This is a genomic window from Oceanispirochaeta crateris (genome assembly GCF_008329965.1).
GTDB lineage: Bacteria > Spirochaetota > Spirochaetia > DSM-2461 > DSM-2461 > Oceanispirochaeta > Oceanispirochaeta crateris.
The window spans coordinates 1,556,386-1,570,858 of the sequence record NZ_CP036150.1; the positions used below are offsets into that span (position 1 = coordinate 1,556,386).

General features: G+C 43.0%; 11 protein-coding genes and 1 tRNA gene. 1 reads left to right on the forward strand and 11 read right to left on the reverse strand.

Translation table 11 applies throughout. The features are described from left to right. Positions 1–12: 12 nt before the first annotated feature. From rplU to EXM22_RS07120, 3 genes are all read right to left on the reverse strand, one after another. Positions 13–327, reverse strand: a complete 315-nt coding sequence (gene rplU, locus EXM22_RS07110) for a 50S ribosomal protein L21 (RefSeq protein WP_149487946.1) — start codon at positions 325–327, stop codon at positions 13–15. An 89-nt stretch (positions 328–416) separates the two neighbouring features. Continuing rightward, entirely contained in the window at positions 417–2,171 is a 1,755-nt protein-coding gene (gene argS / locus EXM22_RS07115; RefSeq protein ID WP_149485848.1) for an arginine--tRNA ligase, read from the reverse strand. Between the two features lie 81 nt (positions 2,172–2,252). Then, a complete protein-coding gene (locus tag EXM22_RS07120) occupies positions 2,253–3,980 on the reverse strand; it encodes a DUF5312 family protein (protein WP_149485849.1) in 1,728 nt (575 codons plus the stop codon). 71 nt (positions 3,981–4,051) lie between these two features. Between EXM22_RS07120 and cimA the strand changes: the two genes are divergently transcribed. After that, complete coding sequence (cimA, locus tag EXM22_RS07125; RefSeq protein ID WP_149485850.1) at positions 4,052–5,626, forward strand: citramalate synthase; 1,575 nt, start codon at positions 4,052–4,054, stop codon at positions 5,624–5,626. 81 nt (positions 5,627–5,707) lie between these two features. On the opposite strand, the gene carB is transcribed toward cimA, so the two are convergent. From carB to flgG, 8 genes are all read right to left on the reverse strand, one after another. Next, positions 5,708–8,938, reverse strand: coding sequence for a carbamoyl-phosphate synthase large subunit (gene carB, locus EXM22_RS07130; protein WP_149485851.1), 3,231 nt, complete (start codon positions 8,936–8,938; stop codon positions 5,708–5,710). Further along, positions 8,938–10,113, reverse strand: coding sequence for a glutamine-hydrolyzing carbamoyl-phosphate synthase small subunit (gene carA / locus EXM22_RS07135; RefSeq protein WP_149485852.1), 1,176 nt, complete (start codon positions 10,111–10,113; stop codon positions 8,938–8,940). Before carA ends, carB begins: the two co-directional genes overlap by 1 nt. Positions 10,114–10,295: 182 nt before the next feature. Continuing rightward, positions 10,296–10,367 (reverse strand) — tRNA-Gln (locus EXM22_RS07140). A 140-nt stretch (positions 10,368–10,507) separates the two neighbouring features. Next, positions 10,508–11,053, reverse strand: a complete 546-nt coding sequence (locus EXM22_RS07145; RefSeq protein WP_149485853.1) for an adenine phosphoribosyltransferase — start codon at positions 11,051–11,053, stop codon at positions 10,508–10,510. 85 nt (positions 11,054–11,138) lie between these two features. Then, entirely contained in the window at positions 11,139–12,152 is a 1,014-nt protein-coding gene (gene tsaD / locus EXM22_RS07150) for a tRNA (adenosine(37)-N6)-threonylcarbamoyltransferase complex transferase subunit TsaD (RefSeq protein ID WP_149485854.1), read from the reverse strand. Between the two features lie 38 nt (positions 12,153–12,190). Continuing rightward, positions 12,191–13,030 carry a sigma-70 family RNA polymerase sigma factor gene (locus EXM22_RS07155; RefSeq protein WP_149485855.1) on the reverse strand — a complete coding sequence of 280 codons (840 nt, stop codon included), beginning with the start codon at positions 13,028–13,030 and terminating at the stop codon, positions 12,191–12,193. Between the two features lie 291 nt (positions 13,031–13,321). Then, on the reverse strand, positions 13,322–13,660 hold the full coding sequence (locus EXM22_RS07160; RefSeq protein WP_149485856.1) for a rod-binding protein: 339 nt from the start codon (positions 13,658–13,660) through the stop codon (positions 13,322–13,324). Positions 13,661–13,666: 6 nt separating this feature from the next. Continuing rightward, on the reverse strand, positions 13,667–14,461 hold the full coding sequence (flgG, locus tag EXM22_RS07165) for a flagellar basal-body rod protein FlgG (protein ID WP_149485857.1): 795 nt from the start codon (positions 14,459–14,461) through the stop codon (positions 13,667–13,669). Between the last annotated feature and the right edge of the window lie 12 nt (positions 14,462–14,473).

Here is a 14,473-nt window from a genome sequence, read left to right on the forward strand (position 1 = left end):
CGAGCAAGCTTCTTAAGCGCCCAGGATATCTTCTACCTGAAGCAGAGTATAATTCTGTCTGTGACCCTGTGTTCTCCGGTAGCCTTTTGTTCTCTTAAACTTGAAAACAACTACCTTCTTGTCTTTGACATTACTTTTAACAACGGCTGTAACTTTTGCTCCATCCACATAAGGGGATCCAACTTTCGTATCTCCCTCACCTGAAATAAGAAGCACGGAATCAAATTCCACTTTGTCACCGGCCTGATTGTCAAATTTGTCAACTAATAACACAGCACCTTTCTCAGCTTTATACTGCTTACCTTTGATCTCTACAAGTGCGTACATTTTGGTTAACCTCAAATCTATTATTTTGGCACTCAATGGGTATACCATTTATCACGTAATGTGGTCAAGTGCAGATACTTAGGAGAAAATTACATTTTGCTGAGAAAGGGAATATTCACAAGTTTGAATCCATTCTTTAAAACCTGCAGAACCGCTCTGGATAAGGCAATTCTTCCCACTGTCAAAGCCTTATTGTCCACTCCCAAAATAGGACAGTCATTGTAAAAACGGCTGAAATTTTTCGCAATATCATAGAGATGACAGGCGACGATGGAAGGGTTAAGATCTGTTGCCGCAGTACGGACAATATCAGGAAAAGAACTGAGACTCTTGACAAGTTCCCATTCAACATCGCTGGTGAGGAGAGAGAAATCCTCTTCTATACCGGCATATTCAGCTTTCAAGCCTTCATATTTATTCAGCATACTGCTGATTCTTGCGCTCATATACTGCAGATAAGGCCCTGTATTCCCGTTAAAGGAGAGAGATTCCTTCGGATTGAAAACCATATCTTTATAGGGAGAAACCTGCAAAAGGAAATAATGCAGGGCTGCCAAAGCTATTTTCTGACCTGTATCTTCTACATCCCCAACGGCCTCAGCCCGGTCTTTGATGCGGATTTCATCGCTTGCCATACTGCTAAGCTGCCTTAAAAGATCATCCGCATCGACGACTGTCCCTTCTCGAGATTTCATCTTCCCTTCCGGTAAGTTCACCATCCCATAGGAAAGGTGATACAACATGTCGGCCCAGGAGTAGCCTAATTTCTTTAGCGCATGAAACAGGACTTGAAAATGATATACCTGCTCGGCGCCCACCACATAGATGAGTCTGTCAAAGGGAAAATCCTTATGACGTGCAATGGCTGTTCCCAAATCCTGAGTCATATACACAGATGTTCCATCGGAACGGAGCATGACTTTAGTATCCATCCCGATCTCTGAAAGGTCCAGACGAATACTGCCGTCTTTATCTTTGTAAAAGACTCCGTTTTCCAGCCCCTTGAGGACCTCATCTCTTCCCGAGAGATATGTATCGCTCTCATAATAGTATCTATCAAAGGATATGTTTGTATTTTTGTATGTTTCTGCTATGCCGTCGATGGTCCATTTGTTCATCATTTCCCAGAGAGCCGTGACTTCTTCATCCCCCTGCTCCCATCTGATAAGCATATCCTGAGCCTGAGCTTCGGCTGTTTCATCTTCCTTGGACCACTTGTTGAATTTCACATAGAATTCACCAACGAGATGATCTCCTTTTTTGCCGGAGGACTCCGGAGTGATTCCATTGCCGAACTTCTGATAAGCCAGCATTGATTTGCAGATATGAACCCCTCTGTTATTGATAAGATTCACCTTCTGCACCTCTGCACCGCATGCGGCTAGAATGCGGGAGACACTTTCTCCAATGGCATCGTTTCGAAGATGTCCTAAATGAAGTGGTTTATTGGTGTTTGGACAGGAGAACTCGACCATGACCTTCTGATCAGCCAGATGACGGGAATGCCCAAAGGATTCACCATGAGCTTGAACATCGCCAACTAATGCGGAAACAACGGCTGCGCGGTCTAAAAATATATTAACGTAAGGACCAGCTGTTTCAGCCCGGCCCGGAGCATCTTCCCTGATAGCTGCAACAACAGAGGCTGCAATTGCGGGAGGAGCTGTTCTGAAATCTTTTGCGAAGGGAAACATTGGAAATGCCAGATCACCCAATTCAGGGCGGGGAGGCTGTTCTACTATGATTTTTTCTATAAAATCAGTCTGATGAAGTCCTTTCTCAATTGCTGCCTTTTTCAAGGCTTCTGACAGAATAATCTGCCACTGTTTTTTCTGTTTATCCATTTCCGCCTCACATGTTTTTCATTAACTGGATTTAAACAGAATTAAGGTGAATAGTCAATAAAACGGGACTTACTCTCAGGTTTACTGCTCATTCATTTCTTTTATATATTCTTCCATTTTTTCTTTTTCAAGATTGATTATATCCTGTAGTGAATGAGATATTTTATGAATATCATCGGCTGCTTCGGTCACGCTCTGACGGAGCTCTTCATTGTTGCGCCCCCCCAATTCTGAAAAGTTAGACAAGGTATCGTAACTGCCGCCATTTCCCAAAACAATTCCATTCATCAGCTTTCCCATCGTAAAAAGGCAATGAAGAGAATCCTCAAGAACCATCAGGGCATCTCGGTTGACACCAATTTTAAGCTTCATGATCTGGCGATCGGACTCGGCCTTGTCGTCCTTGAATTCATGACTAACATCTCTCATTTTTCTCCCGGAGTCACCGTCGGGAAGGAGGGAATTCTCAAACCATTTAATCCGGTCCCCTATTTTGACTAAAACCTGAAACATCTTGTCATATTCATCGCGATTGCTCTTTTTGTAAAAATTACCATCCACCAGAATAATCTTCATGGGATAATAGAGCTTTTTCTGATAGTTATGCAAAAAGAATGTATTTAATGATGCCATTGAATAGGAAAATATAGCTGATTTTTCGGTCGGTCCGTAACCATTTATAAAGGAAAGGCTATTGAGATCCCAATAACGCAATAGTTCATTCCCTGCCTCTTCGAGAACCTTCTCACGGTTAAACAGCCTGAACTGTTCATTTAAGGCATCCTGCCAATACTGACGGAAGAAATAAAACCAGTCTTCTCCTCCGCTTCTGTCAGAAATTTGAAAAAAGGGATCCTCATTGATGACTTTGAGCAAATCTGAAAACGGAACAGATTTATTAAATTCCCGTATTTTTTCAAAAAGAGTGTCGCAACGGCTAATACCCTGAGAAACAAGATCTTCCAGAGAGTCCCCTGTATTTCTGCCGGCCAGGCTGTAATACAACAAGAAAACGGCCTCCAACAACTTAAGGGATGGAGGATTTATAAATGATTTCAAAATACTACCCAGCTCAGTCAAAGGACTAGACAGCCCTGAAAAACTGGCAGACATAAGCGTTCCATCTACCGAATCTGGAAATTGGCTGACAATCTGCTTAAAAGGATAGGTACTAAGCTGATACATGTGATTGAGAGTCCGGGTCATTTCCATCATTTTCAATCGGTCCTCACGGCTGATCTTAGAAAGACAAGCCTCCAGATTTTCCGTAAGGTTTCGCCTTATGCTATGAATGTCCTGAGATGGATGTCGGGAGGAATGTTCCCAAGGATTGATATTCTGACTCAGTTCCTGATGTATTTGTGGAAATTCGAGTTGCCCCATTAGGGAATAAAACTGATTTTTATCAATCTCAAAACAGACTGTGAGAGGATTTCTTATAAAATCAACTGAATTTGAGAGATCAATGATCAAATTACAGAATTCACCCGTAATGGCATGGTTCTTTATATCAAAAAACTCAGGACTTATTTGTGATACCTGTCGAGCGATACGCTTGATCACTATCTTTTTGGTGATTTCCAACTTATCTTTAGCCAAAAACAATGATTTAAAAAAAACAATGAACTTATCTAACCAAAACAATGCCTTATATTCTTGCTCTATGGTTTGAACTACCTCATTTTCAACGCGTAAATCCAGTGGTTCTCGGCTAATATGGATATTTTCATCCAATTTTTCAATCATTTTTCGCCTTTCTTCGGAAGAAAGGTCTTTAACAAGGCTGTCAAATACATTATCTTTACCCATAAAATCATTTTATTGCTATTTAACTATATTAGCAACGTGTTCTTTTGAATCGGTTTAAATAAGGAAAGGTTATGGGAAAATCTGAAATTGCAGTTTTTGATACGACATTACGGGATGGAACTCAGGGAACAGGTATCAACTTTACCCTGAAGGACAAACTTGAAATTGCGGAGAAGCTGGATGATTTTGGAATTGACTATATTGAAGGAGGATTTCCTCTGGCATCCGAAAAAGAAACTGCCTTCTTCAAGGAAATCCAGAAACTGAATCTCAAGCATTCTAAGATTTGCGCCTTTGGATCAACGAGAAAGCCCGGGATTCATGCATCACAGGATGCACATATCAATGCTTTGCTTCAGGCCGAAACCCCGACAGTTGTCGTCGTCGGGAAATCATGGGACGCGCATGCAAGCGAAGTGCTTCAAACAAGCCTGGATGAAAATCTAAATATGATTCATGACTCTATTACCTATCTTAAAAGCGAAGGCCGGGAAATCATTTTTGATCTAGAACACTTTTTTGACGGCTACTTGAACAACCAGGCCTATGCTCTCAAAGTTCTTCAAACCGCTTCGGATGCCGGGGCCGACTGCCTTGTTCTTTGTGATACCAATGGTGGAACACTGCCCCAGGCTGTCATTGTTGCAATCAATAACTTGAAAACGAGAAATCTGGCTCCTCTGGGAGTGCATTTCCATAACGATACTGCAACGGCTGTTGCCTCATCCATACTGGCTGTGGAAGCTGGAGCCGTTCATGTCCAGGGAACCATCAATGGCTGGGGAGAGAGAGTGGGAAATGCCAACCTCTGTGCTATCATCCCCAATTTGATTTTAAAGATGAAAAAAGAGGTTTACTGCAGTACAAAACTCAAGGACCTGACGAAACTATCGAGATTCACAGCTGAAAAGGCAAACATTATACCCGAAAAGAACCAAGCCTATGTGGGAGAAACAGCCTTTACCCACAAGGCAGGGCAGCACGCAGACGTTTTAGCTAAAGCTGAACATCTTATGGAGCATATGGACAGCTCTCTCATAGGGAACTCCAGAAAGATACTTCTATCTGAGCTGGCTGGTAAATCCACCATTGTCAGAAAGCTTTCAAAATATGGAGACTTTGACAAAAAATCCGAGATTGTTTCCAAGCTGACTGAGACTCTAAAAAAGAAAGAGATGGATGGTTATGAATACGAAGCGGCTGAGGCCTCTTTTGACGTCATAATGAGGAAGGCGCTGGGCAAATATACTCCACTTTTCGAGCTACAGAACTACCATATTGAATCTTATAAAACAATGCAAAGCAAGAGTAAGACGGTGGGCCGGCTCTTTCTAAATGTAAGCGGAGTGGAACACATGGGAGCGGCAGTGGGCGAAGGTCCTGTAGATACACTCAATGCCTCTGTCAGGGATGCACTGATTCCTTCATTCCCCTTTCTGAAAAATATTCACCTTAGCGACTATAGGGTCCGTGTATTAAATCCTGAAGAAGCCACAGCGGCCAAGGTTCGGGTTTTCATAACCTTCACGGACAACAATAAAACCTGGGATTCTGTTGGAGTATCAGAAAACATCATTGAAGCCTCCTGGGAGGCTCTTCTGGATGCGATCAATTTTTACTACAACAATTTCATATTAGAAGAGTGATTTTAAAGAAAATGGTTTTGACAATCATTAAGGGGCTGTGATTCCAACGTCGGGAGAACTTTGGAGCAGCCCCTTTTTGATTTATAAGGCCTTCTTTTTGAGAGGTTCCGGCAGAGGCTGGGAATGGATTCTTTCACTCATGAGGTATTGAATACCAATGACTGCAGCCTGAGCTGCACTCGTTGTTGTGGTGTATGGAATTTTCCTTCTGACAGCTTCTGTTCGAATCTCTTCATCCTCCATTTGAGAGTTGCGGCCCAGTGGTGTATTGATCAGCATATCGATCCTTCCGCTGCTCATATGGTCTACCACACTGGGGTGCCCCTGATGCAATTTGAGGATGACTTCTGAAAAGATCCCATTCTTATAGAGAAAGTCTGCCGTACCCCTGGTTGCAGCAATCTCAAAACCCATTTCAACAAGATCCTTGATGATGGGTAGGATAGTCTGCTTGTCTTTATCTGATACAGTCACAAAAACACGTCCGCTTGTGGGTAAATAACACCCGACTGCAGCCTGAACCTTGGCAAAGGCTTCTCCATAGCTTTCACCTATACCGATGGCTTCACCAGTGGATTTCATTTCAGGTCCCAGTATTGGATCCAATCCTGCAAAGCGATCAAAGGAGAAGACGGCTTCTTTCACAGCCCAACCAGTCTGGCAGCTGCCCTGCCCGATGCCTGTCTCTTTGTCCACAAGCCCCTGGTTCATCAAATCCGTACCGCTCCAAACCTTGACAGCGGCTTCTATCAGATTCACACCGGATGTTTTAGACAGGAATGGCACGGTTCGGGAGGCTCTTGGATTGACCTCCAAAATATAGAGTTGATCATCTTTTACAGCAAACTGGATATTCAAAAATCCCTGAACCTTGAACTCCCTAGCGATGGACACAGCTGCGTCGGTCATTTCCTTGAGTATTTCCGGTGTGGACTTATAGGGTGGAAAAACACAGGCGGAGTCTCCAGAATGAATACCCGCAGCCTCGATGTGCTGCATAATACCGCCAATGTAGACATTTTTTCCATCAGAAACGGCATCCAGGTCATATTCAAAGGCATCTTCAAGAAACTGATCCACCAGTACCGGCCGATCCTGGGAAATCACAATGCCCTTACTGAGAAAAATATCCAGCTCTTCTACTGAATAAGCAATGAACATGCTCCGCCCGCCCAAAACAAAGGAGGGCCTCAGCAGAACGGGGAAACCGATGTCTTTTGAAAACTGTACGACCTCTTCTCTAGAATAGGCGCTCTTATTTCTTGGCTGATTCAAACACAATTTCGTCATCGATTCTGAAAATAGCTTTCTATCTTCCGCCTTGTTGATATTTTCAACAGAGGTTCCCACCACCTGAGCACCGGACGCTTCCAGTTCTTCAACCATATTCAGCGGAGTCTGTCCGCCCAACTGGACGACAATCTTTTGAACCTGTTCCTTCTTCATAATTTGTTTCACCGATTCGGCCGTGAGAGGTTCAAGATAGAGACGATCGGAAATATTAAAGTCTGTCGAGACGGTTTCAGGATTTGAATTGATCATGATTGTCTTGAATCCCTCTTCCCTCAAACTAATGGAAGCCAAGGTACAGCAGGTATCAAACTCGAGCCCCTGACCGATTCTGTTCGGACCGGATGCGAGGATTATAATCCCCTCATCTCCCGTGGGAGCACCTTCGTCGACTTCGCCCCAGGTGGAGTAGAAATAGGGAGTCTGAGCATTGATTTCACCGGCGCAACTATCTACAAAATGATAATTAGCTTCCAGGCCCTGCTCTTCCCTCAATGCGGTAACCGAAGCGGGCGACTCTGACCTCAGCTCAGCAATCCGGCCATCTGAAAGACCTGTTTGTTTCGCTTCCAGCATGAGTTCCTTATCAAGATCAGCGGCAGCGGCAATTCTATTTTCAAGTTTCACCTGCTTCTGAAGCTGATAGAGGAACCAGCTATTGAATCCGGTTTTTTCGGCCAGAGCATCAAGTGACCCCTTTGGATTCCACTTGATCCATGTATAGGCTCCCAACAAGCGGCGTGGATGGGCTGTTGTGAGAATAGATTCCAGCTCTTTTTCACTCACCCTCAATTCACTAATCCCGTCGAAACCTGTTTCAGAGGCTCTGATGGCCTTATTTAAGGCCTCTAAGGCAGTTCTCCCTAGAGCGAGTGCTTCACCCACAGACTTCATCTGAGTTCCTAAGGCCGAATATCCCGTTGGAAACTTTTCTGTTTCAAACCGGGGAACTTTAACGGCACAATAGTCCAATACCGGTTCAAAACAACTGGCAGTCTTTCCTGTTATTTCATTGGTCACTTCATCGAGTGTAAAACCGACTGCCAGCTTGGCACTGCAGTGAGCAATGGGAAATCCCGTAGCCTTGCTGGCCAGTGCACTGGAACGGGAAACTCTGGGATTCATCTCAATAACGATCATTCTACCCGTGTCCGGCTTGACGGCGAACTGTACATTAGACCCACCGCAATCAACCCCAATGGCTCGTAGAATGTCAATGGAGGCCGTTCTCATTTTCTGAAAAGCACGATCATCAAGAGTCTGTATGGGAGCAATAGTAATGCTGTCTCCCGTATGGACCCCCATGGGATCAATATTCTCAATGGAACAGACAATGATGGCATTGTCCATCTTATCTCTCATGACCTCCATCTCAAACTCTTTCCATCCAATGAGAGACTCTTCAATGAGGGCTTCTCCCACAGGGCTTGCCTGGAGGGCTTTTTCCACAAGGTCTTTCAAACCTTCATGATCGTAGGCGATGCTTCCACCCATTCCTCCGAGGGTAAAACTGGGACGGATAACAAGGGGAAGTCCCACTTCTTTTTCAAGTTTAAGAGCCCCAGCTACTGTCTTGGTAACAATAGAACGGGGCGATTCAAGCCCAAGGCTTTCAACAACTTTCTTAAACTCGCCCCGGTCTTCGGCCTTGAATATGGATTCCGTATTGGCACCGATGACTTCAACACCATATTTTTCAAGAACTCCTTCTTCGGCAAGATCAAGGGTTAAATTGAGAGCCGTTTGCCCTCCCATGGTTGACAGGACTGCATCGGGTCTCTCTTTACTGATGATCTCAGTTAAATACTTAACAGAGAGAGGTTCCACATAGATCCTATCTGCAATTCCTGGGGTGGTCATCACAGTAGCAGGATTGGGGTTGACTAGGATGACCTCATATCCCTCTTCTTTGAGCGCTTTAACTGCCTGAGTTCCCGAATAATCAAACTCACAGGCCTGACCGATTATGATTGGTCCTGATCCGATGATCAGTATTTTATGAATATCTTTTCTAGCGGGCATTATTTTACTTTCTCCTCTGGACTGGCAGTATTATTGATCACATCTAGGAAAGCATCAAAAATCCAACTTGAATCCACAGGCCCCGGCGAGGCTTCTGGATGAAACTGTACACATAGCAGTTTCTTTTCTTTCCATTCAAGACCTTCAATAGATCCGTCATTTGCATTTCGAAAGCGTACAGTCACATCTTTTGGAAGGGTCTTTTCATTCACAGCAAAACCGTGATTCTGTGATGTGACAAAAACCCGGCCTGTCTTTTCATCCCGGACGGGATGATTGCAGCCATGATGACCAAACTTCATTTTATACGTCTGTGAACCGATTGCCTGGCCTATGATCTGATGTCCCAGACAGATTCCCACAACGGGATATTTACCCAACAGATTTTGAACAAGTGATGTTTGATGTTCCAGAACAGCAGGATCGCCGGGGCCATTGGAGAGAAAAACACCATCAGGATTCACTTTCTCAATATCCTGAATTGTCGCTCCCGATGGAAGAAGGCTAATCCGGCAAGACCGGCTTTCAAGCTCCCGGAGAATGTTGGCTTTAATGCCGCAGTCAAGAAGTGCGATATGAGTTCCTGATCCAGGAAAATGGACCACTTCGTCAACACCTACATCTGCTATTAGGTTCTGCCCTTCCATAGAAGGAAGACTCTTAAGATATTCAAGGCATGCCTTGTGGTCTGAATCTGTCCAGCCGGAGCCGGTATCTGAGGGCCTGACGACAACTGCATTACAACTGCCATTATCTCGAAGCATGATAGTCAGCTTCCTGGTATCGATACCCGTTATTCCACATATGTTATTATTTTTTAAATATAGATCAAGGCTAATTCGTCCATGAGGCAGTGGTCCGTCATAAACTTCACGCACCACCAAGGCGGAGACTTTGACATCTTTTCGGGATGACGGCTCAGGTCCATTTTCAGACCAATGATCATCACAGCCGTAATTCCCAATATGTGGATAGGTCATGGTGACAATCTGCCCTGTATAGGAGGGATCAGTCAGTATTTCATGATATCCAGACATGCCTGTATTGAAAACAAGCTCACCAAAGGGAATGTCTGAACCCACAGCCAAAGTAGAAACTCCAGGAGCCTCTACACCAAAACATCTGCCTGGAAAAACTGAACCGTTTTCAAGCACCAGATAAGCCTTCTCCTGCATAATCCACCCCATATATAAATATTTATACAGACTTTGTAAATAAATATACATCAGCACTTCTATTTATTTTCAAAAAAAACCGGCTTTTTAGAGCCGGCTTTAGTCCCTGGATAGTAATCCAATGCAAGTATAAGAACATCCTGTTCCTGACATAGTGAACAAGGGACTTCTGTTTTATTTGACTTCCCGAGGAGGACTTGAACCCCCAAAGGCAGAACCAGAATCTGCAGTGTTACCAATTACACTATCGGGAAATATGTTTTGAAAACATCAACTGTCCTTCCGTTAAGAAGCGGTCAGACAACTTCATTGCTTCAATCTGCGGGCATGATATAAAAATTGACTTTTTATGTCAAGTAAAAACCCGCAAAATATTTCTATGTTAACAAGTCCTTCAGGACCCTACATTTTCACTCTCATACTCAATGAGTGTTTTGATCTCAATTCCTGGTAATTTATCAGCATATTTTAAGAACGGAAGTCCAATGATACCAAAAATATGCTTTACATTAGCACCACCCATGGTGAGCAATTCCACAGCAGCCCCCATAGTTCCACCTGTTGCCAAGAGGTCATCCACAAGGAGCACATTCTTTCCCTGAGGAACATCACTTTGATGAATTTCAACCTCGGCTTTTCCATATTCCAACTGATATGACTTTTTGAGTGTCACACCGGGGAGTTTTCCCGCTTTTCTCACCAGGATAAGAGGTATTTGCATGGCCTTTGCAAAGGGAGCCGAAAAAATAAACCCTCTGGATTCCACAGCCGCCACAGCATCTATTTTTTTGTCTTTATAATATTCAACCATCTGATCAATACACCATGAGAAGGCTTCGGGATTGGTTAATATGCTTGTTATATCATAGTAAAGAATTCCTTTATGAGGAAAATCTTCTATTTTTCGTATTGAATCATCTAGGTTGAAATTACTGGACATGTTGTGTCTCCCCGCTTATAAATTTTCTAATTGGTTCAGAATATACAAAATACACCGAATTGTCCGCCCCTACAAGTCACTTATTTCAAGGATAACCTCTTTTAAAGGAGGGAACTCTGGCTTTTGCATTTTCAGAAAAATCCGATGTTTCTCCAACTTTCAAATACTGATAACCGATGCCCGCAATCATGGCCGCATTGTCTGTACACAGCTCCATTGAAGGATAGTAAGTTGTCACCTCGTGGAGATTTGTTAATGAGGTCCTCATATAAGAATTAGCCGTCACACCCCCACCGGCAACAACGGTTCTGATTCCTGTAAATTCTACGGCACGTTTTACTTTCTTAATGAGTATATCAATAGCCCGTTTTTGAAATGAAGCGGCGATATTTTCCTTTGTTTTATCAAAACCAGGATTTAAAAATTGATCCAGTTGATTAATGACAGCGGTCTTTAGTCCCGAATAGGAAACATCAAAGACATGATCACCTTTGTGTAGATTCGGACTGGGAAATCGGAATGCCTTGGGATCTCCCTGAGAAGAGAGCTTATCAATGGCAATTCCTCCGGGATATCCCAAATCATAGTACTTAGCCACTTTATCAAAAGCCTCTCCACAGGCATCATCAATGGTTGTTCCTAAAACCTCAATATCATCAAAACTGCGGACTATGGAGATCACTGTATGCCCACCAGATACAAGCAATCCCAAATAGGGATAGGGAATGTCATTTTCAAGATGGGGTGCATAGAGATGGGCTCTGATATGATCGACTCCGATAAAAGGAACCCCTAAAGACCAAGCCAACCCTTTGGCAAAGGATAAGCCTACCAAAAGAGAGCCGACAAGACCCGGCCTATTTGTTACGGCGATGCCGTCCAGTTCATCTTTATTGATTCCGGCTTCAGAGAGAGCCTGCTCTACTACAGACCAGATCCACCGGGTATGAAGACGGGATGCGATCTCTGGTACAACACCCTGCCATGGTTTATGAAGTTCGATCTGTGTGGCGATAACATTACTACGGATAGTACTTCCGTCCTGAACAACAGAAGCAGCACATTCATCACAAGAGGATTCTATTCCCAATATATACATAAAAAGAATCTAGGCTGGATTGCCAAGTTGGTCAAGGCTCAGCCCTGTATATAATCTTTCAACTCAGAGGCTTCTTCTTTTAATTTTTTAAGCGCTCTGATCTCAATTTGCCGAACAGTTTCAGGAGAAATACCCATCTTTTCACCAATCGTCTTAAGGGTGTGCTTTTTGCCGTCTACAAAATTATACCTGTAGCGGATGATATTCCTCTCATTCTCCTTAAGCTTGTAAAGAGAGTCTCTTGTATCCTGTTCAGCACATTTTGTAAAAAAATCACCATCAGGGTTATAGTTATCATCGGACAGAACATCCATAAGACAACCATTCTCAATATTTGTCTCGGAATAAAGAGACACGGGATTAGATGAAAATTCCATGATTGAAACAACATCATTGTATTTGACCTTTGTTCCCTCAGAAATTTCCTGAAGCGATGGAGATCTCTTATGCTGGATACCAAAGACATGAATAAAATCATTGATATGACGAAGAGATTCCTCTTTTCGATAAGGAAGTCTGATTGAACGGCTACGGTCTGTTAAAAATCGGGTGATAGCCTGTTTTATCCACCAGGCTGCATAGGTACAAAAACGGACATTCTTTCTATAATCATATCGTTCTGCCGCTTTTATCAACCCTAAATTGCCTTCCTGAACCAAATCCATAAGGCTGACACCTGAAATCTGATAAGATCGTGCCATTTTGACAACCAACCTCAAATTTGAGTTAATCATCTTCAACCTGGCTTTCTCATCTCCGTTGGCAATTTTTTCTGCCAGCATGACTTCTTCTTCAAATGTGAGTAACTTATATCGGCTTATTTCATCAAGATAAAATTTAAAACTTGTATCATAAGATGTATCTGTCGTGTATTTCATGGCATTACACCCCCTGTCTAATAAATAGCATTTTCCATGCCAAGACGAGATAAAAGGTGAATATTATTTTTATATTATTACTGCAAAACAACTTAAAAAATTATGGAGTATAAATACTATGCTGAAAAAATCGATTATTATGTCTTATTTTGTATACACCTTCATATTTTATAACTCAAATATGACTAGTATTGAATCCAGAGGGGGCGGAGATCATGGAGATGTCTATTGGAATTGCTCCCATAAAAAAACCGGCTGGTACAGCCGGTTGAAGTATGACAAAAAGGATTATTAAAGAATATCAGAGGGTAACTGTCTTGAGAGTTGCTGAAACATCATATTGCCAATGCCGAGACCGGCTGTGCCGCTCATCTTTTTAGCATACTCATCATAGAGCATGTCATCAAAGATCTCTTCACCCATATTCCTCTTGCTTAAATCGGAATAGTTGATTGTCTTTTTCATAGAGTCCAGCATCTGTTTGATAAAGATGGCCTCAAAATCGTTGCAAGCCTCTTTCAGCTTATCCATTTCACCGGAACTAACCTTATTGGACTGCAGTTTACCTTCCAGTTGGACGGAGGAATTATTACTTAAATGATAGTTACCTGCAGCACTTATATTATCCATCTAGCTCTACCTCTTCAGATTATTGGCGATACCCAACATGGTATCCGATGTCTGTATGGCTTTGGAGTTCAACTCATAGGCCCTCTGGGCAACAATCATGTTAACCATTTCTTTTACAACTGACACATTGGAACTTTCAAGAAACTTTTGATAGACCTTACCCATACCGTCAAACCCGGGACGTCCTCCTATGGGATCTCCCGAAGCACTAGTCAGTTTGAATGTATTTTCACCTATGGCCTGCAGACCTGCGGGATTGACAAAACGAAAAAGCTGGACCTGCCCCACTTCGACAGGATCATCGCTACCGGGTAGCTTTACATTAATTCGCCCATCCTGGCTTATGGCGAAGGATTCTCTGATAAACCCCTCTGGAAGGATAATTTCCGGGAGTACTTTATTTCCGTTAGAAGTAACAAGCTGACCATTGCTGTCAATTTTAAAAGAACCGTCTCTTGTATATCCAAAGCTACCATCAATTTGAAGAGTTCTGAAAAAACCCTCTCCCTGAATGGCAATATCCGATTCGTTTCCTGTATTCTGGAGAGATCCCTGGGTAAACATTCGCTGTGAGGCTGCAACTTTTACACCATGACCTACCTGAATACCAGTAGGAACAACCGTATCTTCTGTTGCGGGAGTTCCGGCTATTTTTTGAGTCTGATAAATCAGATCTTCAAAATCGGCTCGAACCTGCTTAAAACCCGTAGTATTTACATTGGAGAGGTTATTGGAAATTGTATCAATGTTAAACTGCTGTCCGTTCATTCCTGAGGCAGCGGTCCATAATGATCTCATCATATTCTGATTCTC

Bases quoted from the DNA above. Each gene is read 5' to 3' on its own strand.
- rplU (WP_149487946.1), bottom strand. From the start codon at position 327: ATGTACGCACTTGTAGAGATCAAAGGTAAGCAGTATAAAGCTGAGAAA.
- argS (WP_149485848.1), bottom strand. From the start codon at position 2,171: ATGGATAAACAGAAAAAACAGTGGCAGATTATTCTGTCAGAAGCCTTG.
- EXM22_RS07120 (WP_149485849.1), bottom strand. From the start codon at position 3,980: ATGGGTAAAGATAATGTATTTGACAGCCTTGTTAAAGACCTTTCTTCC.
- cimA (WP_149485850.1), top strand. From the start codon at position 4,052: ATGGGAAAATCTGAAATTGCAGTTTTTGATACGACATTACGGGATGGA.
- carB (WP_149485851.1), bottom strand. From the start codon at position 8,938: ATGCCCGCTAGAAAAGATATTCATAAAATACTGATCATCGGATCAGGA.
- carA (WP_149485852.1), bottom strand. From the start codon at position 10,113: ATGCAGGAGAAGGCTTATCTGGTGCTTGAAAACGGTTCAGTTTTTCCA.
- EXM22_RS07145 (WP_149485853.1), bottom strand. From the start codon at position 11,053: ATGTCCAGTAATTTCAACCTAGATGATTCAATACGAAAAATAGAAGAT.
- tsaD (WP_149485854.1), bottom strand. From the start codon at position 12,152: ATGTATATATTGGGAATAGAATCCTCTTGTGATGAATGTGCTGCTTCT.
- EXM22_RS07155 (WP_149485855.1), bottom strand. From the start codon at position 13,030: ATGAAATACACGACAGATACATCTTATGATACAAGTTTTAAATTTTAT.
- EXM22_RS07160 (WP_149485856.1), bottom strand. From the start codon at position 13,660: ATGGATAATATAAGTGCTGCAGGTAACTATCATTTAAGTAATAATTCC.
- flgG (WP_149485857.1), bottom strand. From the start codon at position 14,461: ATGATGAGATCATTATGGACCGCTGCCTCAGGAATGAACGGACAGCAG.